Annotated in this window: 21 protein-coding genes; 8 read left to right on the forward strand and 13 right to left on the reverse strand. The window is 44.9% G+C overall.

Annotation, left to right across the window (positions count from 1 at the left end):
- Window positions 1-60 precede the first annotated feature (60 nt).
- The gene (locus R7Z78_RS15080; protein ID WP_054577054.1) at window positions 61-603 is read left to right on the forward strand and encodes an isochorismatase family protein; all 543 of its coding nucleotides are present in this window, start codon (window positions 61-63) and stop codon (window positions 601-603) included.
- Between the two features lie 39 nt (window positions 604-642).
- On the opposite strand, the gene R7Z78_RS15085 is transcribed toward R7Z78_RS15080, so the two are convergent.
- The 3 genes from R7Z78_RS15085 to R7Z78_RS15095 all read right to left on the reverse strand — a co-directional run bounded on the left by R7Z78_RS15085 (window position 643) and on the right by R7Z78_RS15095 (window position 3607).
- A complete protein-coding gene (locus R7Z78_RS15085) occupies window positions 643-1539 on the reverse strand; it encodes a 1-aminocyclopropane-1-carboxylate deaminase/D-cysteine desulfhydrase (RefSeq protein WP_104975472.1) in 897 nt (298 codons plus the stop codon).
- Window positions 1540-1646: 107 nt separating this feature from the next.
- Window positions 1647-2933: a sensor histidine kinase gene (locus R7Z78_RS15090; RefSeq protein WP_104975471.1), complete on the reverse strand. Its 1287-nt coding sequence runs from the start codon at window positions 2931-2933 to the stop codon at window positions 1647-1649.
- Window positions 2930-3607 carry a response regulator transcription factor gene (locus R7Z78_RS15095; protein ID WP_005389368.1) on the reverse strand — a complete coding sequence of 226 codons (678 nt, stop codon included), beginning with the start codon at window positions 3605-3607 and terminating at the stop codon, window positions 2930-2932. Before R7Z78_RS15095 ends, R7Z78_RS15090 begins: the two co-directional genes overlap by 4 nt.
- A 152-nt stretch (window positions 3608-3759) precedes the next feature.
- Here R7Z78_RS15095 and R7Z78_RS15100 point away from each other — a divergent pair, with 152 nt between their 5' ends.
- Genes R7Z78_RS15100 through R7Z78_RS15110 form a run of 3 tightly spaced genes read left to right on the forward strand, consistent with a single transcriptional unit; the run spans window position 3760 to window position 6630 of the window.
- Window positions 3760-4800 carry a glycosyltransferase family 2 protein gene (locus tag R7Z78_RS15100; protein ID WP_104975470.1) on the forward strand — a complete coding sequence of 347 codons (1041 nt, stop codon included), beginning with the start codon at window positions 3760-3762 and terminating at the stop codon, window positions 4798-4800.
- Window positions 4801-4802: 2 nt separating this feature from the next.
- Window positions 4803-6209 (forward strand): ArnT family glycosyltransferase, encoded by a 1407-nt coding sequence (locus tag R7Z78_RS15105; RefSeq protein WP_104975469.1) that lies wholly within the window; start codon window positions 4803-4805, stop codon window positions 6207-6209.
- Window positions 6210-6213: 4 nt separating this feature from the next.
- A complete protein-coding gene (locus tag R7Z78_RS15110; protein ID WP_031781328.1) occupies window positions 6214-6630 on the forward strand; it encodes a GtrA family protein in 417 nt (138 codons plus the stop codon).
- A 134-nt stretch (window positions 6631-6764) separates the two neighbouring features.
- On the opposite strand, the gene R7Z78_RS15115 is transcribed toward R7Z78_RS15110, so the two are convergent.
- The 4 genes from R7Z78_RS15115 to R7Z78_RS15130 all read right to left on the reverse strand — a co-directional run bounded on the left by R7Z78_RS15115 (window position 6765) and on the right by R7Z78_RS15130 (window position 14765).
- Window positions 6765-7709, reverse strand: coding sequence for a hypothetical protein (locus tag R7Z78_RS15115; RefSeq protein ID WP_104975468.1), 945 nt, complete (start codon window positions 7707-7709; stop codon window positions 6765-6767).
- Between the two features lie 3 nt (window positions 7710-7712).
- On the reverse strand, window positions 7713-8660 hold the full coding sequence (locus R7Z78_RS15120; protein ID WP_104975467.1) for a hypothetical protein: 948 nt from the start codon (window positions 8658-8660) through the stop codon (window positions 7713-7715).
- A 3-nt stretch (window positions 8661-8663) separates the two neighbouring features.
- Complete coding sequence (locus R7Z78_RS15125; RefSeq protein WP_104975466.1) at window positions 8664-12170, reverse strand: T6SS effector BTH_I2691 family protein; 3507 nt, start codon at window positions 12168-12170, stop codon at window positions 8664-8666.
- Window positions 12171-12431: 261 nt separating this feature from the next.
- Window positions 12432-14765, reverse strand: a complete 2334-nt coding sequence (locus R7Z78_RS15130) for a YgiQ family radical SAM protein (RefSeq protein WP_169644165.1) — start codon at window positions 14763-14765, stop codon at window positions 12432-12434.
- Between the two features lie 425 nt (window positions 14766-15190).
- Between R7Z78_RS15130 and R7Z78_RS15135 the strand changes: the two genes are divergently transcribed.
- The 3 genes from R7Z78_RS15135 to R7Z78_RS15145 all read left to right on the forward strand — a co-directional run bounded on the left by R7Z78_RS15135 (window position 15191) and on the right by R7Z78_RS15145 (window position 18797).
- Window positions 15191-17647, forward strand: a complete 2457-nt coding sequence (locus R7Z78_RS15135; RefSeq protein ID WP_104975464.1) for an EAL domain-containing protein — start codon at window positions 15191-15193, stop codon at window positions 17645-17647.
- An 86-nt stretch (window positions 17648-17733) separates the two neighbouring features.
- The gene (locus tag R7Z78_RS15140; protein ID WP_064354144.1) at window positions 17734-18444 is read left to right on the forward strand and encodes a hypothetical protein; all 711 of its coding nucleotides are present in this window, start codon (window positions 17734-17736) and stop codon (window positions 18442-18444) included.
- Window positions 18445-18596: 152 nt separating this feature from the next.
- Complete coding sequence (locus R7Z78_RS15145; RefSeq protein WP_005376762.1) at window positions 18597-18797, forward strand: DUF4250 domain-containing protein; 201 nt, start codon at window positions 18597-18599, stop codon at window positions 18795-18797.
- Window positions 18798-18818: 21 nt separating this feature from the next.
- Here R7Z78_RS15145 and metR read toward each other — a convergent pair whose 3' ends face one another.
- Window positions 18819-19730, reverse strand: a complete 912-nt coding sequence (metR, locus tag R7Z78_RS15150; RefSeq protein WP_054730490.1) for an HTH-type transcriptional regulator MetR — start codon at window positions 19728-19730, stop codon at window positions 18819-18821.
- 281 nt (window positions 19731-20011) lie between these two features.
- On the opposite strand from metR, the gene metE reads away from it, so the two are divergent.
- Window positions 20012-22294: a 5-methyltetrahydropteroyltriglutamate--homocysteine S-methyltransferase gene (gene metE / locus R7Z78_RS15155; protein ID WP_042522829.1), complete on the forward strand. Its 2283-nt coding sequence runs from the start codon at window positions 20012-20014 to the stop codon at window positions 22292-22294.
- Between the two features lie 133 nt (window positions 22295-22427).
- Here metE and R7Z78_RS15160 read toward each other — a convergent pair whose 3' ends face one another.
- From R7Z78_RS15160 to R7Z78_RS15180, 5 genes are all read right to left on the reverse strand, one after another.
- Complete coding sequence (locus R7Z78_RS15160; RefSeq protein ID WP_005386726.1) at window positions 22428-22820, reverse strand: GspS/AspS pilotin family protein; 393 nt, start codon at window positions 22818-22820, stop codon at window positions 22428-22430.
- A gap of 3 nt (window positions 22821-22823) precedes the next feature.
- Complete coding sequence (locus R7Z78_RS15165) at window positions 22824-23120, reverse strand: YciI family protein (protein ID WP_005376766.1); 297 nt, start codon at window positions 23118-23120, stop codon at window positions 22824-22826.
- Window positions 23121-23235: 115 nt separating this feature from the next.
- Window positions 23236-23631 (reverse strand): acyl-CoA thioester hydrolase YciA, encoded by a 396-nt coding sequence (gene yciA / locus R7Z78_RS15170; RefSeq protein WP_005376768.1) that lies wholly within the window; start codon window positions 23629-23631, stop codon window positions 23236-23238.
- A gap of 225 nt (window positions 23632-23856) precedes the next feature.
- Window positions 23857-24420, reverse strand: a complete 564-nt coding sequence (locus R7Z78_RS15175) for a septation protein A (protein ID WP_005376769.1) — start codon at window positions 24418-24420, stop codon at window positions 23857-23859.
- Window positions 24421-24619: 199 nt separating this feature from the next.
- The gene (locus tag R7Z78_RS15180; RefSeq protein WP_169644167.1) at window positions 24620-24862 is read right to left on the reverse strand and encodes a hypothetical protein; all 243 of its coding nucleotides are present in this window, start codon (window positions 24860-24862) and stop codon (window positions 24620-24622) included.
- Window positions 24863-24874: the final 12 nt, after the last annotated feature.

A 24874-nucleotide genomic window follows, 5' to 3' on the forward strand; every position in this document is an offset into this window, starting at 1 on the left:
CATTAACTGTTGCTCAACTTGTTGAGTATGGTTTGTGGTCGCACAAGATAGGAGGTGGAAATGTTATCGAAAGGAAACACGGGCCTGATTGTGGTAGATGTTCAGGGCAAACTCGCTACATTAATGCATGAAAGCGACTCACTGATTGAAAATATCACGAAACTGGTAAAGGGTGCCAAAGCACTAAATTTGCCTATTCTGTGGCTAGAACAGAATCCAGAAAGGTTGGGCCCAACCGCGGAGCCGATTCGTGAAGTGCTTGAAAGCACGCATTTACCTATTACCAAGTACACGTTTGATGGCTGCAAAGAGGCGACGTTTAACGTCGCGGTGGAGAACGTAAAAGTGGATACCTGGTTGGTTTGCGGTATTGAATCCCACATTTGCGTCTATCAAACCGCGGTTTCTCTGCGTCAGTCCGGTTATCGCGTTGAATTAGTCACGGATTGTGTATCTTCCCGAACCGCTGCCAATAAGGCGCTCGCTCTTGCGAAGTTAACCGCTAACGGTGTGGTGCTCACTGGGCTAGAAATGTGTTTGTATGAAATGGTCGAAGATTGCCGAGCACCTGAATTCAAAGAAATTCTGGCGCTCATCAAATAGTGGAATCGCTGTAATCAGCAACAACTTTATTTGAACACGCTATTCAAATTCTCGTTGATATCTTGGCAACATCGACTCGTTGCCAAGTAACCCGCCTTGGTGAATGTAAATCACCGTTTTATCTGTGTTCTCTTCGAACCAAGGTGTTAGGCATTGCCACATATACGGGTCGTATAACAGGTCAAATTCGAGGTCGGTTTGCTCAAAGAGTGCTTTCCATGTGATGTAATCTTCTTCGTACAAGCGACCAAAATGGTGTTTGTTGCGGATGGTTAAAATGGTTGGGTGGCTATTTTCACCGAGCTGGTTGAACTGCTCAGTTAAGTAATCTGCATCGCCTACGCAAGGGCAAGTTAGCACTTCAATGCCGTGTGGACATAAATGTTTATGAAGATATAAAGACGTCGTGCCAGTGCCTGATGGCAGGGCGACCGCAAACTGCTCTTTACCTCTCAATCGCGTCCAATCAAGAATTTCTCGTGCTAACTGTTTGATGCCAGCTTCAGCGAGGTGGGAACGTCCACCTTCTGGAATAAGCAATGTCGACTCATCTAATCTTCGTACCTGGTGGATGTATTCACTAGGGTGGAGTTCGCTACCGATGTCTCGCATGGCGGTGATTTTCATACCCAAATCGAGAGCGCCGCGATAGTTTCCGATGGGGGAGCTTTTTAGCCAAGATGGAATGTGATGAACATAAAACTCAAATGCCCAACCTTTAATCTGGGCGAGAGCTGCTAGCGAATACATCGCGTTGGATTGAGCAGAGCCGTAACTGATGAGGGTTTTGATGTCGCTGTTTTGCGTTTCCATCAACGCCATAAACTTACGTGCTTTGTTCCCTGAAAAGTGAGAATGCAGCATGTCATCACGCTTAAGAAAAAACGTATGACCGTTGAAGTTGTGTTGAGTTATCGGGCTTTCAGAGAGTTTCATGTGACTGCTGACGTGTCCAACCACGCGACCTTGCCGTTAAAAAGGGCGCGTAGTGTAACGCCATTAAACCCAGATAAAAAGTCTGTGTTTCAGTACAACCATTTCGGTTATTCCTGATGCTCTGACGCAAGATCAATTACTGCCTCACAACCACCTTCTGGATGTGTACCAATCTTAAATTGCCAGCCATAGCGTTGGCACAAATCGTCCACAATCATCAAACCTAATCCGTGCCCATCAGAATGTGGAATGGTCGAAAAGCCTTCACCTTCATCGCGCACCGAGATGGTGTTTTCATCCATATTGATATGAATTGATCCCGAAGGTGTCGCAGCGATGCCGTTGCGAATCAGGTTGCCAAGAATAATGGTCAACACGGCATTGGTCGCGCGCGTTCTAGGGTTGCCGTCGATCTGTACATCAAAGCTGAGTGCTTTCTCATCCGCCTGAGCTTGGCTTTGGAAGATGATTTGGTTGAGTTCTTCTTCGGTGATGCTGCGCACTGGTGAATCATCTGCATTACGCTCGTAACGCACTAAGCCGAGTAGGGCATCTACCATGGTCGACATCTGCTGCGTTGCATCTTGAATTCGGTTCACTTGGCGAGTCTGGAAATCCGTGTTTGCACTTCTCGCCAGTAGGCTGCTTGAGCCTTTCATTACGGTTAACGGTGTACGCAGTTCATGGCTTGCGTATCGTGCAAAGGCTTGCTCACGCTTGATGACTTGGTTGATTTTTTGGCGATACTCATTCAACTCATCCGCGAGGGTTTGGAACTCTTTGGCCGAGCCCTCGGGCACACTAAAGGTCTGCGTGGCATCGCCTTGGTGATGATCGAGTTGAGTTTTGAGCGCATTGACGGGTTCAATTAAGCGCTGTGACAAACGCAGTAGCAGGCTACCAAATAGGAACACCAGCACGGCGACAATGGACAGCACCATAGCGACGACGAGAATGAATTCCTCTGAGGTGATCTCGATTTCATCAATCAAGGAAACCAGAATCACAGGATGTTCAACGCCTTTGTAGGTGTAAGTGCTCATGTAAACCATGCGCGAGTATTCACCGTCTTCTACTTCATCGAGAAAGTGCTTTTGACCAATCAGGTATTTTTGGTAGCGCTCGGCAACCAGTGAGATGTCGTTGTAAGCGGTGGTGAGCAGATCAAGCTGAATACTTCCTTGCTCTGGGTGGGACTGGAAATGTTCAATCGCTTCCTTTTTGTCGACCATAATACGACGCTCGCCCACGCGGTCTTCAGACCAAAGCAGGGAGCCGGTAATCAACAAAAAGCAGAAGATGCCAATCACGACCGACACAAAAGAGAAAAACAGAGCGAGTCGCCCTGTCATACTTTGTGTGCTTTGCGTGCTAGCAAGTAAGCGATTGATCATGCACCTGTCTCCAAGCGGAAGCCGACTTTCGGTACGGTGATCAGCACATGTTGTTCAAATGGCTTATCAAGTTGGTTACGCAGTTGGTAAATGTGGCTGCGCAGAACGTCGTTGTTCGGCTCGTTCTCTTGCCAAAGTTGGAAGGCGATTTCTTCGCGTGTCACTACGTCTGGCGCGCTTTTCACAAGCATTTCCAGAATGGTGTAAGTGGTTGGGTTTAGCGCTAGCAGTTTATCTTGGCGGTAAGCTTTACGTGTTTTTTGGTCGATAGAAACTTCACCGTATTCCAACTTACTCGATGCGACAGTGCCACGGTAACGGCGGATCAGTGCCATCATGCGCGCTTCAAGAATATCCAGATCGAAAGGTTTGGTCAGATAGTCATCCGCACCGTGTTGGAAGCCTTTGAGCATATCGTCACGGCTATCGAGCGCCGTCAGCATAAGTACCGGTGTGTTGTTGCCCGCGTCTCGAAGTTTATTACACATGGTCAGGCCATCCATGCGTGGCAGCATGAGGTCGAGCAAGATGATGTCGAAGGTGTTTTCCATCGCCAGTTTCAGGCCGAGCTCGCCGTTGTCTGCATAATCGAGTTCCATACCTGCACACTCAAAATAATCGAACAGCATGCCTGCGATTTCTCGATTATCTTCGACTAAAAGTACGCGTTTCATGTATTTCTCTCCAAGTGGGCAGGTGTTCGAAAATAAGACTTCTTTTTAACCGAACATTATTCACTAAGGGCGTGAAAAAGATGTCAATAACATCTCTTTCACGTTGATGTTTGTAGACTGGATTCATTCATCGGATTTAGTGGAAGAGTAGCATGTCAACCTTCAACATTCACGCTGCAACCTTTTCAAAGGTGAGCCAACACACTGAGCCTAAAACAGTTTTGTCTGTTGTGGTGCCATTCTTTAACGAGCAAGAAGTCTTACCTGAATTTCATCGTCGTTTAGCCGCCGTTTTGGATGAAATGCCAGAACGCTGTGAAATCGTTTATGTGGACGACGGCAGCAAAGACGACAGCCTAATGATCGCGCAAAACTTTTCTCAATCTTCTAGCGACGTTCGTTGTATTGCATTAAGCCGTAACTTTGGCAAAGAGTCCGCCATGAGTGCGGGTCTGGAACACTGCCAAGGTGAAGCGGTGATCGTGATTGATGCCGACTTGCAAGACCCACCGGAGTTGATCCCGCAAATGGTATCAAAATGGCGTGAAGGGTATGACGTGGTGAACATGCAGCGCAGTGAACGCCACGGTGAAACTTGGTTCAAACGCTTCTCGGCCGCTTGCTTTTACAAAGTGCTTAATAGCATGGCGAAATTGGATGTGCCGGAGAACGTGGGCGATTTCCGTCTACTGAGCGCAAAAGTGGTCAAACACATCAATGCGCTGCCGGAACGTAACCGATACATGAAAGGTATTTTTTCTTGGCCGGGTTTCAAGCAAGTGACGGTTCAGTTTGAGCGTGACGCTCGTTTCTGTGGTGAAACAAAATGGAACTACCTCAAGCTGATTGGCCTTGCAATGGACGGCATTACCTCGTTTTCCATTCGTCCTTTGCGCTTAGCGACACTTGCCGGTGCGTTAGTGGCGTTCAGTGCCTTTATCTATGGCGCATTCATAGTGATAAAAACTGTTGTGTTTGGTGAGCCTGTCACTGGCTACCCATCCATGATGGTCGTCCAACTTGCCTTGGGCGGTGTGCAACTGCTGTCGATTGGCCTTTTGGGCGAATACATTGGCCGCATTTTTGTCGAGACCAAGCAACGTCCTCTTTATCTTGTTCAGTCTGTTTACGAGCAGCCTGCAAAACATCAATCCATCCAAACCATGAAGTTTAAACTGGAAGAAACCGCGTAATCATGAGTATTAATAAAACCCATCTGTGGTTGTTGTTGGCGTTTGCTCTTTTACTCCGTCTTATTTCACTTGCCGCTTACCCTTTGATGGACACCACGGAAGCCCGCTACGGCGAAATGGCGCGCTTAATGGTGGAAACCGGCAATTGGCTTACCCCACAGTTTGATTACGGCGTGCCTTTCTGGGGGAAGCCACCCCTGTTCACTTGGATGAGTGCTTACGGTATTGAGCTGTTTGGATTGAATGAATTTGCAGTGCGCGCGCCTCATTGGTTAGCGGGTGTTGCGACGATTGTTTTTGTTGCTTTCATGGCGCATCGCGCTGGCTTTAATGCAGTCATCGCAGCGTTGGTACTGGCGACGTGTGGCATCTTTTCAATTGCTGCGGGTGCGGTGATGACAGACATGGCACTGACGTTGGCAATGACGATGGCGATGGTTGGTTTTTACTATTGCTGGCTCGGCAAAGACAAACACAGCCGACTGTGGGGTTACCTCGGTTTCTTTGGCTTGGCTTGCGGGCTGTTAGCAAAAGGTCCAGTGGCGATCGTGATCATGGGCATCGCAGTGTTTCCTTGGCTTGTGATTCAGCATGGTTTTTTTGGTGCCTTCAAAGCCTTGTGGCAGCGTTTTCCAATTGTATCGGGGTTGGCGCTCATGCTAGCGATTGCTCTGCCTTGGTACATCATGGCAGAAATGGCGACGCCTGGATTTATTGATTACTTCATTGTTGGCGAGCACTTTAAGCGTTTTGTTGTCAGCGGTTGGGAAGGGGACCTGTATGGCTCTGCTCATGATCAACCACGTGGGATGATCTGGGTATTCTGGCTGCAGTCGGCTGCGCCTTGGTCAATCGTATTGCCTATCTTGGCGTGGAAACGTCGTAAGGTGCTCAAAGCCATTGAAACCGATCATCAAGGTTTGTTTAGCTTCCTGATGTGTTGGCTGATTTCACCAATGATCTTGTTCACCATGGCTGGGAATATTTTGCCTGCTTACGTACTACCGGGTGTGCCTGCATTGGGGATCTTGATTGCAATGCTGGTGGATAAACACGATTTCAAATGGCTGACCGGAACGGCAGCGGTGTTGCCAGCCCTGCTTATGATTGCGATGTTGGTTTTGAATATGGGCAAAGCAGACAGTCGCAGCGACCGCATCATCTTCGCGCAAATTAATGACAACGCTCCGGTCTTTTATATTGGTAAGCGTCCGTTCTCAGGCCAGTTCTATAGTCATGGTCAGGCGAAAAAGCTTGAAGATAAGAATGACTTAAACAATCTGAAGAAATTCCACCTGATTGGTAAATCGCAGCAAGTGGATGGCATGATTCATGAAAATGCGTTGAGTTGTACCAACGAGTTCACAGCAAAATCGAAACGCTCACTCTACACCTGTGTGGTTGGATAACGGAATGCGCAAATTACCAAAATTTACTTCGCTGGAAAGGTTTGCTTCGTTAACAAGGTTTGCTCTAGTAGGTGGTGTCGGCTTTATGGTCGACACCCTTATCTTTTCTGTGTTGTTCCATTGGTTTGGTCTGGAGTTGATGCTGGCTCGTGGGATTGCATTTTTGTTTGCGGCAACCACGACTTGGCTTGGCAATCGCTGTCTGACTTTCTCTCAAGCAGAAAAAACCAACCCTTTCGCTCAATGGCAAAAATTTATGGCGAGTGCCTTTATCAGTGCTTTGCCTAACTTTATTGTGTTCAAAGGCGTAACGCTCGCGCTAGGAACGCAAGGGGTGATGGTCTATTTGGCTTTGATCTTAGGCATATTGGCAGGCATGGTGAGTAACTATTTACTCAGTGCAAAATGGGTGTTTAGTTGAGGATAGAAAGGTTCGGGCTTACTATCCTATCCTCGAGTTAAAAATTCGTTATTTGAACCAATTTTTCTTTTTGTACATCAGAGTAAACCTAAAGCTTTTCATGGGGGGATGTAAAAAGGTAAACAAGCCAAGGTTTATACCTTGGCTGCCGTTAGTTCAGATTTTGATTGTTCGATTTCAGACTCGGTTTGCCACTTGCCGTTATATAGGTACTCTCGCTCTGGGAGCGGGGCATTTGACGCCCTTAAATCAAATACCTCATCGGTTTGATATTCTTTATAACAAACTGGCGTACCAAACAGTCTAGCCTCTGGCTTAGCTTCAAATAGCTTTTTGTGGTCGGCGACTTCTGTACAGTCAAGCTTATATTCTGTAGCTAGCTGATTGACCATAGACTCTAAGTCAGACACGGTTTTGAAAAATACGTAATAGTGGAATCGGTTGTGTAAGCGTAAAATCTTAGTATGTTCTATATTAATATATTCGCATGTGTCATGCTTAAAAAAGAACTTAATTACTTTTCTTTTCTTATTGTAATCAGCAAAGAGCCAGTCTTCACGTTCTCCGACCCTCACTTCTGTTGGTTCATCTGGTTGGCGTTTAAGCATTTTAAAGGAGACTAATATAAAAGCACCAGCGCCTGCTAACGCCATCGGGCCAACCATCGCTACCATCACCACACACACCACTGCACCTATCCAGCCAACGGCTTGCGTGGCGGTATTCACCCACTTAGGCATGTTGCGACGTTTCTTCATCACAAAGCCTTTGTCAGAAAAAATATAGTCATAGCGATAGTCGAGGCCAATCGTAAGGTAAAAGGCTCCAGATACAATCACCGACAAAATAAAAGAAAAAATAGTTACGTCAACCGTGTCACTCGTGTGTATAAACAAAGTTAATAGGAATGGAGCGATCACAAATGGAAGCGCAAAAAGTTTAAAGTAATAGCGAAATGGTTCCTCTACATCATACTTGTGCCATGTTCTGACATTATCGCCTGCGAGTATTTCTTGCTCTTGCGCCTCTTGATAAACTGCTAATTCTTCTGGGGTGACGTAAAATGGTGAATATGCCAAGGGTTACTCCTTGGTTGTATTCAGTTCTGTTTTGCGCTGGTCGATTTCCGCTTCGCTTAGCCATAAGTCACCACGCAAGTATTTTAGTTCGGGTAATGTGGCATTCTTATTTCTCAGGCTATCTACTTCGCTTAGTAGATATTTAGTTCCTCTTACTGGAATATCTTGAAGTTTTTCGTACATTAGGCCTGTATTGAAAAGCTGTTTAATGTTGTTTTCTTCAGAGCATTCGATGTTCCACTTGTTAACTAACAACTTCAACAAGTAATCCACTTCTGATTCAGTTTTGCAAAATATATAACTTCGACCACGAGTTTGGTTTCGACTGACTTCTTTATGCTCAATGTCAAAGAAATAGCAGTCGTCAAATTTGTGATAAATCACAATGAGTTTTCGCTGTTTGTTGTATTGAGCAAACAATGAATCTTTGCGAAGCCCCACTCGTACTTCAGTTTCTTCTTCAGGTTGGCGCTTCAGCATGCGAAATGAAACTAAAATAAATCCACCAGCACCGACTAGAGCCATTGGTCCTACTGCGATTACCATAAATACGCAGACTACTGCTCCAAACCAACCCATCACTTGCGCTGCTGAGTTCACCCAAGTAGGGAGATCACGTCTCTTTCTCAAGACCATGCCTTGCTCGGATATGGTGTAGTCATAACGATTGTCTAAACCAAATGTAAGATAAGAAACACCGGACATGATTATCGTTAAGCCTGATAATATGTAGGTCAAGAGCATCTGACTACTATCGTGCAGAAAGTAGGTAAGGAAAAATAATGGGCTGACTGCGGCTATAGCAATTGATAAGTATAAGTATCGAAAAGGCTCTTCAATATCGTGCTTGTGCCAGGTTGTGAGCTCTTTCCCTTTTAGAATTTGTTGCTCTTGTTCTTCTTGATAAGCCGAAAACTCGTCTGGCGTGATGTAAAAAGGTAAATAAGCCAAGGGTTACTCCTGTAAGCTAAGTTCACTAGCATCTGAAGTTAATGAACTTCTGATCGTTGCTTGTTTAGTATTGTCTGAAATCGCCGTATAAGTTGCACGCTGTTTTGCATTATTTTGGAACCAGTACTTACGGCTTAATTCGTTTTCATCATCGAGGATGTATTCTATCTCAAATGCTAGATAGTCAGCTGAGTCTTTCATAGGTAAACTCAATTTATACACGCTTTGAGAGTTTGTGGAGTTCATCGGGCTATTCAAGGTTTCTAGATCTACTCCGGTGTACCAAGTTCCTGATATCAATTCTCCCTTAGTTACAGAAGTATTTGTCCGAAGTTTAATTCCATCTCTTGCTATTTTGGTAGGAACTTGGATATGCAACTCAATACCAAACAGCTCCTGCATTGCTGATGGGTATTGCGTTGATGAATTGGGAACAACCCGCATCATTGGCACTTGGTAGATTGATGGTTTATCTATGATGGTTTGTAAATCAAATAGTGCCTTTTGTACTAATGAAGAGTTGTGTTTTTCTCGTTCTAACAGATCTGGAGACTGACTCCATTGTGCTCTGGCGGAATTATATCCCCACGGTAATTTATCTAACCATTTTTGAAAATCGTCTTGTTTGAACTTGCTCATTACATAGTTGCTCAAAAGGTAAATTGCAGTTAGCCCCATAATGACAAACATGATTGGCCCACCGAAAAGAACGTTTGCTGACCATACGCCAGTTATTCCTCCTACAGCTTGAAAGGTCCCTACTGCTGTAAGTCCAACTAAAGAAGAAAAGTTGAAGTATCCCGCAATTTTTGCAGTGCCATTCAAACTATCAAGTTGTTGTAACGACCGGTAAGCTTCTATCCCTGAAGCTAAAGCACCTATTATTCCTGTTACCGCAAGCCATTTGTTGAAAATTTTAAGATCACTCAAAGAAGAAATAGGTATTGTGGTATCACGTTTCGCCATTTCTTTTAGGGCAGATAAAGAACGTGCTCGTAGCGTTTTATCTACTCTTACGTTGTCCCAAAGTTTACCGGTGCGAATACCCGTCCAAGCGTTGACTGTATAAAAAAGCTTTTGTTGGATATCCAAAAATTCATCTGAGGACATTAATCCAGTGTCTTGAATACTGCTCATGGCATCACCAAGCGCGATGCAGTTAAATACTAATGCCATAAAGCCTAGACCACCGGCATTCTCGAACAGTTTATTCAAATCATTGAGCTTATTCATCACGATCCGCGTTCTAAGCTCGATGGTTCTTTGAGGTAGATCATCAGGTAACTCAATGTACTGTGGGTACTCCAATGTAGCTACAGCGAGTGCCTTCTTAATTCTCTTTTTATTTTTTAAAGCTGTTGTGTATTTAGAGTCGGCTTTGCGGTTGTTTTTCTGGAAGTCAGCAATGACCGCATCGTTTTTCTTGAGCTCACTTGGGTAATCATTTACGCGTGTTTTCCATTTTTTAAAATCGCGAGCGTAGCTTTCATTTACAGTAACTGGCATATTGTGTGCCATATGTTCTGCAATAACGGCAAATAAATAATAGCTATGACGGTTCAGAGGTTTAGCGAAAACAGGCATCAGCGAAATTGATACTTGTGAGGTCATGCTAACACCAAACTCTACAACGCCTTTTGCAAGCGCACCTATTGCAGATTTAAAAATAATATCCAGCTCTTGGAAACCTTTGGCGATATCTTTGAGAAAGGCTGTTTCCGCAGTGTTTGGGTTGGAAACAAAGTCCATGATCTTAGAGTACATATTCACGCGGTTGCTGGTATCAGATATCTGGTCCATCAACTGATTATCAGGATCAGGGTTTTCTGAGACGATCGACTGTTCATCAAGCGCCTCTGTAATATTCTTCTCCATCACTTTAAATAAACTACGACTAAACCCAGAGGCATAGAGAGCAAGTAAACTGGTTGGTTTCTCCCATTGGCTTTCAGCCCATTGGCGGTCTTCTTCTTGTATCACCAAAGTAAATGACTCAACCGCTTGCTTGTGTAGTTGATACAAGCTGTACTGCGTGTCTTCGCTGTATAGGTCGAAGGTTCTTTCGAGATGATGCGGCGTTAAGGACTCCATTACTGCGATAAAGTCGCGTTTGACCGAAACCACTTGGGCTAGCATGGTTTCTTTTTGTTCTGACAGCTCTTGCATCTCGCTCAGCATTTGCTTCCAGTTGAGCTGCTGACGCCAGCGTTCAGTCGCTATCCATTGTTCGTATTTACCAAAACGGCTCGCAGAAATTCGATATTTGTCCTGTATCGCTTTAGCAATGTCACTTTGGGTATGTTGGTGTGATTCAATCGCTCCAGCGGAAAATTTAGCAGGATAGCCGGACTGAACTGAGCTTTTGTTCTGCTCTGCCAAATCAAGTTGGTGAGAGGAGTCATAATAGTCAGCCATGTCGGTATAAAACGACAGCTCTTCGCCGTTACGCTTAACGCTAGCTGGCATGTCTATCTCGTCACTTGCACCAAACATACACAGTTGCATGGCGGTCTGCATCAAGTTCCACTGGTTTGAAAACTGGTCAGTGAAAAGGCGGTAAGGGCTTGCGGCACCAACAAAATGCAGTGACATATCTTGAATGTCTGCGGCGTAATCTTTTATCGCGACGAAGTAGCCTGATTCTTCTTCTGGAATCGCAGAGGTTAAATCGCTTTCGACTGCGACAGGTTTAAAGACAGAACCATCTTCATCTGCTTTGGTGGCGATGCCAGAATCCGCAAAGCGACCATCATCGACGGCAGAAGATTCAATATCAGCGACTTGGGTTAACTTATCTATTGGTGCAATGTTGTGCTGATTCTCGTTTGAGGACAGAACAATGGTTTGCATGCGATCGATATGATTACTCGGATTGTTAAGTACGCGCATGAACGTGTGCCATGTCCACCGGTGCTCAGAGAAGCAAATCGATAGTACGCTTCCGTTGACGTAAGTAAGGAAGGGCTTTGCATCTTGTGGTGTCCCACGCTGCTCTGATTTTGGGCTTTCTGATTCTCCCAACTTATAGAGCGTGAATTGCGTTCCTTTGATTTCGTATTCGTCTAAGCTTTTGTTGATTGCATCATAGACATACAGCCAACCGTCGCGCAGTTGACGCAGGGTGTAACCAACGGTATTGAGTTTGGCTGGGTCTTGGCCTTTCCATTCTTCAGGCAAACCAAAAGGTTGTGTCTCTTCTGTTTCTAGCTGATCGATGGCATAGCGGACAGGGATAAAGTGCGCAGGTGATGCTTCCGTTGCTTCTTTCTCAGTTTTTAAATTGAGAGGCTCTGGTTCAGACGGCGGTGGCGGATCGATTTTTTTTGTTTCTCCCTCCCAAAACATACTGCGCTCTGGGGGTGAGCCAGCAAGATCATCAGATTCCGTGGTTGGAACGATATTCAGCGATTTCAGTGTACCATCGCTTTCAAATGCCTGAACGGCCTCCTCATAGGTATAGCTGTTGTCATACCAGAACATAGAAGTTTTTGGGGGAAGTGGATTATTCATCGTTAGCCCATGTTTAAGAGTTTTACTCTGTTACGCAAATATCGCACCAAAATAAAGCAATTAAAAATCAATGAGTTAGATTTTTATGGTTTTGCGTCAATCAAATAATTGTTTGTTTTTCCAATAAGTTGGTTGGTGTTTACCATTTTTTGTATTGATTGAATCAAAGTTTGAGTTGTGAGTGATGCCTCAATGAGCCGACAAAACAAAAGGGCTCCAGAGTTACCTCTGGAGCCCTTTCTAGTATTAAGCTCTAAATAATTAGCGACGCTTTGGTTTACGTTGACCAGCTGGTTTGCCTTGTCCTTGTGGGCGACCTTGGCCTTGCGGCTTGCTACCTGCCGGGCGGTTTGCACCGTTGCCGCTAGGACGTTGGCCGTTGTTTGCAGGGCGTTGACCACCTGTAGCTTTGCCAGAACCGTTACGGTTACCAGATGGTTTACCATCTTTTGAACCGCCTTCAGAGCGTTTGTTCAAATGACCACCGAAGCCTGGTTGGTTTTTGGTATGTTTGGTTGCAAAGCGGTTTGCCCCGTGACGACCAGATTTACGACGTTGCGCAGGTGTTTGTGCTTCAATGTCTTCTGCAGGAACGAGACAGCCTTGTTTGTCACCAATCAAATGTTTTTTACCCATACTGACTAGGGCTTCGCGGATCATTGGCCAGTTTGCTGGATCGTGATAACGCAACAGCGCTTTATGCAGGCGACGTTGACGTTCACCTTTTGCTACAGGTACATCTTCACGTTTTTTGTACTTCACGCGTTTCAGAGGGTTTGTCTCTGAGTAGTACATCGACGTTGCGTTACACATTGGCGAAGGGTAGAAGTTTTGTACTTGGTCACATTCGAAGTTGTTCTTTTTCAGCCACAGAGCAAGGTTCAGCATGTCTTCGTCTTCTGTGCCTGGGTGCGCAGAGATAAAATAAGGGATTAAGTACTGCTTTTTGCCTGCTTCTGCACTGTATTTCTCGAACATCTCTTTAAAGCGATCGTACGTACCCATGCCTGGCTTCATCATCAGATCAAGAGGACCTTTCTCTGTATGTTCCGGTGCAATCTTCAAGTAACCGCCTACGTGGTGAGTCACGAGCTCTTTCACGTATTCTGGTGATTCAATCGCAAGGTCGTAACGTACGCCAGATGCAACCATCACTTTCTTCACGCCTTCAACTTTACGCGCTTCGCGGTATAAATCGATCGTGTGTTTGTGGTCTGTGTTTAGCTTGTTACAGATGCCCGGGAATACACAAGAAGGACGACGACAGTTCGCTTCCGCTTTTGGATCTTTACAGCCCAGGCGGTACATGTTTGCAGTCGGGCCACCAAGATCGGAAATTGTGCCGGTAAAGCCTGGAACTTTGTCGCGAATTTCTTCAATCTCGTTGATGATAGACTCTTTCGAACGGTTTTGAATGATTCGACCTTCATGCTCGGTAATCGAACAGAAAGAACAGCCACCAAAGCAACCACGCATGATGTTTACAGACGTCTTGATCATGTCGTACGCAGGAATTTTTGCTTTCCCGTACCTAGGGTGAGGGACACGCGCGTAAGGCAGGCCAAACACAAAGTCCATCTCTTCGGTCGTCAATGGAATTGGAGCTTGGTTTACCCAAAGTTCACGATCACCATGGCTTTGAAGTAGCGCTCGACCAGAGTACGGGTTCGTTTCTAGATGCAATACACGGCTTGCATGCGCATAAAGAATACGATCGTTTCTTAGCTTTTCAAACGAAGGTAAACGGACCGCAGTCGTCGCAGCATCGTGGCGTGATGGGCGAATCGTGATTGGTTGTGCAACTGGCTCGTCTTTTTTAGCTTCACACTGAGTTTCTACTTCGTATGGGTTCTTTGGTACGAACGCTTCTTTACGAGGTTTTTCAATGCGAGAAGAATCAATAACCGTGTAGCCTTCTGGCGCGGTTGGCAAGTTCACAGCAGTACCACGAATATTGGTCATGGTGCTGATGTCTTCGCCGTTTGCGATGCGATGTGCTACTTCGACAAGTGCGCGTTCTGCGTTACCAAAAAGTAGGATGTCTGCTTTTGCATCAAACAGTACTGAACGACGAACTTTATCTGACCAGTAATCGTAGTGTGCCACACGGCGTAGGCTGGCTTCGATACCACCTAAAACAATAGGTACTTCTTTGTAAGCCTCACGACAACGTTGAGAGTAAACCAACGTTGCGCGGTCTGGGCGTTTACCACCTTCGTTATTTGGTGTGTACGCGTCATCGTGACGAAGCTTTTTATCCGCGGTGTAACGGTTGATCATGGAGTCCATGTTACCCGCAGTGATCCCGAAGAACAGATTTGGCTTACCAAGTTGCATGAACGCATCTTTATTTTGCCATTCTGGTTGAGCAATGATACCGACACGGAAACCTTGTGCTTCTAGCAGGCGGCCAATGATAGCCATACCAAAGCTTGGGTGATCCACATAAGCGTCACCGGTTACAATGATAATGTCACAGCTATCCCATCCTAGGGCATCCATTTCTTTGCGACTGGTCGGCAAGAAAGGTGCCGTACCAAAACACTCTGCCCAGTATTTTTTGTACTCATGAATAGGAGTGATGTTATTGGTCATATTTTGCTCTCTGTTCCAGGGAGCGCGAATTATAGCGATTTGATTATCAGGTATCTATAACAAACTCATCTATTCCAGCTTAGTTCATCGAGTTTTATTTGGTTTGTAAAAATATCAATGCTCTATCGGCGATTTTCTGTCTAATTTCACCTTGAAAGCCTCATGGTTATAGATCGGTTCATGAAAAATGTCGCAATCTTAATACAAAGCATAAGCAATGGTGTGCTTATATGGGGTAAAGCCTATAATCAAACTAGTGCATATTAAATGCAAAAGGCTGAGCTGCTCTGGAAATAGTTCTAAGTCGATAGGCTTATCGTTGACACAATCCATCTATAAAGAGGATCGGCAGGTCCCAACAGGAATGTCGCGAATTGACTGTGAATTTTGAGCCTTGGGCTAATTACAAGAAAAGGGGCTAGGGTATGAGTGAATCTACGACAACAGTGCATCCAAAAATGCAAACGACTTCCAGTCTAACTCCTGTTATAGAGTGGTCTTACGATATTGATACTCGCGAGTTCGAATGTGATCAGCAAGGAATGGCAAATGCATTTGGGATAAGTACGCCAGTAACCAGCCTAAATAACTTGTTTGATCATATGCTGATGGGGCAACAAGAAACGCTAAAACAACGAATTCTAGAAGTGGAACTCTTTGGCGGACGGGGACGGTTTTCTTGTTGCATGATGCTAAAAAACGTTAACTTAGTGCACGTTACTATTAGTTTTGAAAGGCTCAATAAGCGCATTATCCAAGGCACTATTATTCCACAATTAACAATCACTGGTTGCGAGGAGTTAGCGAAAATTCTCGAAACGATTTTTGATTTGCCAAATGTAGGAGTTTTAGTTGCCGATGAAGATACGCGCATCTTAGGTTGTAACCGTGCCTTTGAGTTACAAATGGGCTATCAAAACCGAGATCTGGTTGGGCTTAAAACTCATATTTTCAGTACCTCTCACCATAGCCAAGCGTTTTATGATCAGCTGTGGCAGCAAATTAATGATGAAGGATGTTGGTGTGGTAACTTGCTGAGCAAAACAGCAAACGGTAGCAACCAAGCTCATCATCTTTGTATTTACCGACTTACGTTTCACTCTGGACGAATTCTTTATCTCGGATTTTCTACGGATATTTCTGCTTCGTTGTTGTGGATGAAAAATCGTTGTGAACAACAGCATGATTGGGCTGCCTTTTTACCGACGAGGAAAGAATTTGAACTCCAATTAGCTACCTTAGCGAATGAAAGCAGAAATAAAGAACTCAACATTGTTATGACACTAAGACCCAAGTTTTCGGAGAGATACTTGCTTGAACAGCAATTAGGTTTTGCAGATTTTATTATGCGAAGTCGCTACACCAGTATTGCGGGGCAGTTATCTCGGGATGTGTTTGTCGTATGCTTGCAGACCCCTCATTGTCAATGGTTGAGCCCGGTTCGTTTGATCCAAATTGCCATGAAAGGGTTCTTTAATGAGCTTAGAAATGAAATGGGCACAAAAATGCATGCCACTATCGTTAAAGGCCAAACTGGTGTGTCAATCCTTGGCTATGATACGAACCGACCAAGACAAGCGCTAGCACATGCAGCGCAAGCGATGTTGTCCTCTATTTCCGGTGAAGGCAGCTATTTCAACTTTTACGATAGTGAACTTCACTCTGAATTAGTGAAGCGCCAACATCTCGAGGCGTTTTTGGAGGCGCAAATAGAGAGTGGGCTAGTGGATGTTTACTTTCAACCGATTATCGACGTTCAAACCGGAAGAGTGGTTAAGTTCGAGGCTCTCGCACGCTTCTATGATGAAAATGATGCGTATTGTACGCAAAAGATGATCGCTATTATTGAAGATCTAGAACTCATAGCGGCACTTGATGATGTGGTCTGCCAAGCTGCGTTGAAGCACTTTCCGCGCTTACAAGAAATTTATGGCGAGGAAGTGGGCGTGACCATCAATCGCTCCCTCAATACGAAATTGGATTCTCTTCAGATCCTTCAGCGGTCGCATGATTTGATTAAAGCCAGTGGTGTAGACCCTAAGCGAGTAACTATCGAGCTAACAGAAACCGCGTATTTTGAACAAGATGAGGAGCATACTCGAGCTCTAGAGGAAGTGCGGAAAGAGGGGATTGAGATCGCGATTGATGACTTCGGTACTGGGTATTCTTCTTTTTCTTATCTAGAAAAAGGGCAGTTTGATTTACTGAAAATAGACCGAAAATTCGTCAAGAACATTCATAAAGGGAGCACTAGCTATAACATTGTGAAAATGGTCACCGAGCTTGCACAGCAAATGAATGTAAAAGTGGTTGCTGAAGGCGTGGAATCTAAGCAAGAACTTCAAGTATTGGCAGAAATCGGTGTCGATTACATGCAGGGCTTTCTATTTTCTGCTGCCGTGCCTGTCGATTTGATGGATAAAGCGGACAGTTATGAGCATCTGTTCTCTGACATCGCGATTGAGTCTAAGCAAAGTGATGTGTTGCAATCTTTGAGCCATGAACAAGTCAGGTCTATGGACCCTGGAGAACCGCTCTCCTTGGCAGTTGAGTACATGAATTTGAATCCAAGCTTGCCTTTAGTTGTTCTCAATGAAAATCGTTGTGTTGGGTTAATTACGAAAGAGACGGTGAATTTACACCTAACGCCCTCGATGGGCACAGAGCGAGAAACTGAACGAGAAAGCCGAATTTGGAAACGTCCTGTTAATCAGATAATGAGCACCGAATTTGTGTTGGTTGATGAGGATTTACCTGTCTCTGTTATTCGAGAGTTGGTTAAAACCGGCATTCGCTTCCCTTGGGTATTGTGTAATACCAAAGAAGAGTACCGTGGAGTTTTAACGCAGGAAGACGCGTTGAAGTATCTTGCTTCTCTGTGAATAAAATTGTCTTACCGTTTTAGCTCATTTGGGGGCCGACTTTCGGTGGTTTGGCGATAGTTGATTTGATATTATCGCCCCCCAAAATGACTTTTGAGCGTGCATTCAACATGATTCAACAATTGCTGGTTACTTTCCCTCCGATGCTATTTGGCGCACAAGCGCTACTGACTTTGCTTCTAATAAAGGGCGATATTTGTCCTGGTCAGCGAGGACGTCTTCATAAAATGTTGCCAGCAGTAGCTGTATTGTGGCTCGCTGTTGCGTCACTTCGCATTGAAGCATTTATGATCGTGTTTGCTATTTTCTACTTCTATTCTCAGGTTCAAACCAAGAAAACGCGTGAAAAAGGGCCACTATGGGCGATGCATTTAGCGAATGGTTTGGCCTTTGCGTATGTGAGTATTCAAGTATTTGAGCAATCAAGCTGGCCAGCATCGATAGCGATGGCGCTAATGATATTTTTCCTTGGGGCGTCATTTTCTCAATTGCTGCTTACGATAGCTCGCAGCAGATTACAGGCATTTCACCGTATTTTACCAGTTACGGGCATCGTGTCTGGAATGCTATTAGTCATCGCAACGTTGTTTGCTTCTTACCAGTTAAATGAAGCTGCACTGAACGCTGCAACACAGCCAATCTTGCTGTCTTTAGCTATGTTAATTTCTTCAATTATTGTGTGGTGTTGGCATATTTTTACGCATAAGAAACCAGAAAAGGTGCAACTGAGCGTTGCCTTGTTGCTAGCACTCGCGTCGATGACGAGCCTGCAAGGTTTATTCTCTCTCGCGGCTTAACCTCTATTCTAAAGACAAAGCTAGACGGCTTATATCCAAGTGCTTTCTTGGTGCTTGGGTATAAGGTGATCACGTTTTAGATCGCACTCACTTTAAATTCGCGTGATTACTACTACGCTTGTTTATATACCTTGTCGAAGAGGAGAGTCGCGATGGATTTAAGCAATGTAGGTAATCTGGACAGCACTATTTTGCTAGGTATCGTCAACGAAAAGCTACGTTTAGAGTGCGACAGTTTTGACGAGTTAGTATCAGTGTATGAGATGGATGTAGAGTCTGTAGTCGGCAAGCTTGATATGCTCGGTTATCAGTACGATCCATTGACTAACCAATTTAAAGCATATCAACGCTAAGCCTTTCATAACGCAAATCTTTTAAGCCACCTTGATTCCGTCAAGGTGGCTTTTACATTGTAGCCTCGCGGTTGCGAAAAAAGCTTGTAAGTAACGCTTCTCTCTCTCTGAGTGACGCGTTGCTGCAAACAAGCGACGCCATAAGCCTTGGCCGAAAGGTTTACTGGTAATAAGACCTTGGCGAGAAAATTCAGAAATCGCCCAATTGGGTAGTGCCGCCACCCCTAATCCAGCAGAGACCATCTGAACTAACATGAGAGTATTGTCGGCTTGCTTCCATTTCGCAGGTTCTATTCCTGCTGGCTGAAGAAAGTGTTTTACGACGTCCAGCCTTTGTTTTTGAACCGGATAAGAGAGCATGGTTTGATCTGCGAGATCTTGCGGATCAATAATTTCTTTTTCCGCCAATGGGTGATTGGTTGCGGTAATTAAACGCATTTCAAAGTCGAATAGAGGCTCGTAGTGGACTTCAGATCGAGGTTGGATATCGGAAGTAATAACGAGATCAAGTTCGCCTGCCAATAGAGCTGGTAGTGGTTCAAAGCCAAAACCAGAGGAAAAGTCCAATGTTACGCTTGGCCAAGCAAGTTGGTACTCCCTAAGTGCAGGCATTAGCCATTGGAAGCAAGAGTGACATTCAATGGCCATATGTAATCGGCCATTGACGTCTTCTTTCAAGCTCGCTAAATCATTTTCTGCTCTTGCGAGTTTCGGAAGGATATCTTCTGCAAGACGCAATAGGATTTCTCCCTCTGAAGTGAACTTCACCGGACGAGTCTTTCTCAGGAACAGTTGCCCTCCAATTCGCGCCTCCAAATCTTTGATCTGATGAGACAGTGCCGACTGAGTGAGATGCAAAGCGGTCGCTGTCGCCGTTAGAGAGCCAGTGTCTCGAAGCGAAGTGAGTGTCCGCAAATGTTTTAGCTCTATCATGAATTCCTTTCATCCTTTGTTGCTCGCTATGAACAGAATAGCAATCGTGTAAATAACTTAACGACAAAAAATGGATATGTAAACGTCTAGACGTCTATTTGTTGTTTTTATTTGCGAATCATGTCGCTTCATGATGAATTTTTTTAATAAACAAGTTGAATAAATGGACGTTGTTCTAATATCAGATGAGAGCGATAGTTTAGCCATCCAGACATCTTATCATTTACCGAAAGATGCTCTGACCCAAACAAATTGAACAAAATTGAGAAAGGAATAGGGACATGGCGACAACGACTCACATACTAGGTTATCCACGCATTGGTGAAAAAAGAGAATTAAAATTCGCTCAGGAGAAATACTGGCGAGGAGAAATTGATCAAGCTGAGCTTAAAAAGGTTGGGGCAGATCTACGCGCCAAAAACTGGCAAACACAAACGGATGCTGGTCTGAGTTTTGCCACCGCTGGCGACTTCGCTTGGTACGATCATGTACTGACGACCACGTTGCTATTGGGTCATGTGCCAAAGCGTCACGCTGATGGTTTCCCTAACCTGGATACGTTGTTTAAAGTGGGTCGCGGTCAATCTCAGGCGGGTTGCAGCTGTGCGGGCGCTGCGGCATCGGATATGACCAAATGGTTCAACACAAACTACCATTACATTGTCCCTGAGTTCAGCAAGGACGATACGTTTGAAGTGAGCTGGCCGCAACTGTTTGAAGAAGTCAACGAAGCGCTTCAAGCTGGCCACCAAGTGAAGCCTGTTTTGCTTGGCCCAGTCAGTTACCTTTACTTGGGCAAAGAGGTCGAAGAAGGGTTTGACCGCTTAACCCTGCTACCACGCTTACTTACTGCTTACCAAGCTATTTTGGCAAAGCTAGCAAGTCAAGGTGTTGAGTGGGTTCAGATTGATGAGCCAATTTTGTCACTGGAGCTAGAAAGCAAATGGGCTGATTCGTTTAAGCTAGCCTACCAAGTGATTCGAAGCGATGTAAAAGTGCTGCTAACGACGTACTTTGACTCCGTAAGCGATACGCTAGACAAAATTGTAGAGCTACCGGTGGATGGTTTGCATATCGATTTATCTGCCGTCCCTCAGCAGCTTGACGATGTGGTTGCCAAGTTACCGGAGGGGTGGGTGCTTTCTGCCGGCGTTGTGAATGGTCGTAACGTGTGGCGTTCAGATTTAAGTGCCCAACTCGAGCGTCTACAGCCAGTCAAAGAGAAACTGGGCGACAAACTTTGGGTTGCCAGTTCATGTTCTCTGCTACATAGCCCTGTTGATTTAGCACTGGAAACAGAACTGAGCGAAGAAGTAAAAAGTTGGTTTGCCTTTGCAAAACAAAAAGTGGCAGAAGTCGCCTTGCTTGGCCGAGCGCTCGATGGTGACCAAAATGCGATTCTCGCTTGTGATACCTATAGCCAGCCAATCAAAGCGCGCAAGACAGCAACACATGTGAATAAACCTCAAGTACAAGCGCGTTTAAACAACATTACCGCGTCACTTGCCGAGCGCAACGCACCTTATGCAGAGCGTGCTGCGCATCAAGCTGAAGTATTGGGCTTGCCTTTGTTGCCAACAACGACAATCGGCTCTTTTCCTCAAACGGGTGAAATCCGGGTGCAGCGCAGCGCTTATCGTGCAGGTCAATTATCTGAGTCTGAATATATCCAAGCACTTAAAGGACATATTGCTGACGCAGTAAAACGTCAAGAGGCGCTCGACCTAGACGTGCTTGTTCACGGCGAAGCAGAGCGTAACGACATGGTGGAATACTTCGCTGAGAACTTGGCGGGTTTTCAAACGACCAAATTTGGTTGGGTACAGAGTTATGGTTCTCGCTGTGTGAAACCTGCCATTGTAGTTGCTGACATTGAACGTGAAAAACCGATCACAGTTGAATGGTCGACGTACGCACAATCGCTAACCAGCAAACAGATGAAAGGCATGTTGACTGGACCAGTAACGATTTTATGTTGGACGTTCCCACGTGAAGACATCACACGTCAAGAAATTGCGCAGCAACTTGCTTTGGCACTGCGTGATGAGGTGTCTGACCTGCAAGATGCAGGCATCAATATCATTCAAATTGATGAGCCAGCCATTCGAGAAGGTTTACCACTCAAAAAACGCGATCACAAAGCGTACTTAGAATGGGCCGTAAATGCGTTTAAGGTCTCTGCGGCAAGTGCAAAACCAGAAACTCAGATTCACACTCATATGTGTTACAGCGAGTTCAATGAAATCATTGATTCGGTTGCGGCACTCGATGCGGACGTCATTACCATTGAAACATCTCGCTCGAATATGGAGTTGCTGAAAGCATTTGAAGAGTTCAATTACCCGAACGAAATTGGCCCTGGTGTTTATGACATTCACTCACCAAACATTCCTACGGAAGAATGGATTGAAGGTTTAATCAAGAAAGCGGCAGAAAAAATTCCGGCTCAACGTTTGTGGGTAAACCCAGATTGTGGTCTGAAAACACGAAACTGGAAGGAGACAGAAGCCGCATTGGCAAATCTGGTTTCAGCGGCGAAGAAGCTCCGTGCTGAGCTGGCGTAACACATCGTTACAGCAAATAAAAACGGAGACTGTGGTCTCCGTTTTTCTATTCTTAATTGTTAACTTTCGTTTTCAGATTATCCAATAATAGCGAATCATCGTCTCATGCCGAAAGCAACAAAAATTACTGTAGCTACTTCACCTGAGTACAAGTCTGTGCGGAAACCAACTCATCTGCCATCAACTGACCGCGAGAATTACGTACCTTAATACGATACATCAAGCCCATATCAATTTGCTTGCGAACTTCTGGGTTGCTGCAGTAGGTATAGATACTGGTATTCAGTACTTGATTTAACGGCTTTGCACCGAGTGCGCCATCGTTATAAATCATCATCATCTCTACAACATTTTTGTTGGATGAGACACGCATTATTTGCAGTGGACCGTACTCTAAAGGGAGGCCCGCTGACAAGACTCCTGCTCGGTTTGATGCCATAAGCTCAAGTTGGCGCTGATTATCATCGGTTGATGAACAGCCAGCCAGAGCACCAAATACCAAGAAAAGACACAGTAATTTTTTCATAAATTAAAACACTTTTTTGAACGGTTTCACGATTACATTATCGTAAACACCAGCCGCTACATAAGGATCGGCTTCTGCCCACGCTTTAGCATCCTCTAGAGAGGCGAATTCAGCGATGACAGTTGAGCCCGTAAATCCAGCTTCACCAGGATTGTCAGAATCTATCGCAGGCATCGGACCAGCTGTAAGAAGGCGACCTTCGTCTTGTAGCTTTTGTAAGCGATCCAAGTGTTGTGGGCGAACGCTCATGCGTTTTTCCAACGAGTTCTCAACGTCCTGTGAAAAGATGACATACCACATAGCATAGTTCCTTAATTGGTAGGGTAAAGTGTTAATTTAACGCCTTTTTTGTGTCTCTCACAAGTGAACAACAGAAAATGTGAGATCCTTTCTAACTGTTAGCGTTGTAGGTTGACTAATTCTGAACCGGACGTGGTTTACCTTCACTGTCAATGGCTACGTAGTTGAAGGTCGCATCACAAACCATGAAGCGTTCGCCAACACCGTGAGCTTTGACGGGTTTGACCCATACTTCCAAATCGACACTCATGGATGTGCGGCCGATCTTAGTGCATTCGCCGTAGCAGCATACGACATCGCCCACACCAACAGGTTTTTTGAACGTAATGCTTGATACCGAAACGGTGACAACGCGACCACAAGAGATCTCTTTTGCCAGAATCGCGCCCGCTAAGTCGAGCTGAGACATTATCCAACCGCCAAAAATATCGCCATTGGCGTTTGTATCTGCAGGCATTGCAAGGGTACGAAGCAGCATTTGACCTTTCGGAGAGCTAATTTCTTGACTCATTGTGACATCCTAAATCTTAAAGGCGCTCAAACTAAGCGCCAACATAGTAAATACCTAGAACCAAAGGTCCTTAAAAAACCGCAGATACCGGACCAGAGAAAGTTGGTTTACAGCAGCAAGAATGGTCTGAAAACGGTACGTTGTTTGAGCGGTTTACTGATACATGGAGCAAAACAGCGACCCTAAGGTCGCTGTGAAGTCGCGGATTATAGCAAAACTGAGTTTTTAATCATCAGTGGACACATCGGATGAGTTATTTTTTTGTTCTTTTGGCATGTGTTTATAAATGTAAAAGCCAGTCGCAATCATGTAGGCAAATGTCGCGATCAACATTCCAAATACTTTGAAGTTAACCCAAACATCCAACGGCAATTCGTAAGCAATATAAATGTTTAGGCCAGCGAAGAATGAGAAGAAGCCAACCCAAGCCCAGTTAATCTTTGCCCAAACAGCGTCAGGTAACGTAATTTCCTTGCCTAGCATACCTTTGATGGCTGATTTTCCCAATGCGTGGCTCACTGCTAAGCCAATCGCCAGAATCGCGTAAATGATGGTGACTTTCCACTTTATAAAATTGTCGTCGTGGAAGAAAAGGGTCATGCCGCCGAAGATAGTGACGATAACAAATGTTATTAGCTGCATCTTTTCGACTTTCTTATACAGCGCGTAGGTGACGACAAGTTGAATGGCTGTTGCTACGATCAGTGCACCTGTCGCCACGTAGATGTCGTACAGCTTGTATAAAGCGAAGAAAACGATGAGTGGTATAAAGTCTAGGATCTGCTTCATGATGGCAAAATCTACCTAATTATTGAATTGAAGACAGTCTAACGGAATCTGACAAGATGTGAATACTGAGGAAGTTAAGGTAAGAATAGTAACGCTTAGTATATCGTATAGACCGCAAGATTCTTCCATGTCGAAACAGCATATGGAAGGAATAAAAATTGCCGCGATGAGGCGGCAATAAAGTTGAGAGTTTTAAACCTTAAGCAACACGTTGATATTGGGAAATAAGCGTTTTTACATCTTCTAAATAGCCTTCCCGTAGTAAGTTATCGACCGTTGCTTCTAGCTCTTCAAGAGACATCGTGAAGCAAGTGGATTTACCAGTCATCAGGCTCAGATAGTGATGATACTCTTCTTCTGTATAGTGGCCTAAGCGATCAAGTAACAGTGTTTTGATTCCATGATGAATCAGGCCGTAGTATGTATGTCGATGAAGTAACATGGCGATCTCCTT

Source organism: Vibrio sp. 1167 (assembly GCF_033340375.1).
Taxonomy (GTDB): domain Bacteria; phylum Pseudomonadota; class Gammaproteobacteria; order Enterobacterales; family Vibrionaceae; genus Vibrio; species Vibrio alginolyticus.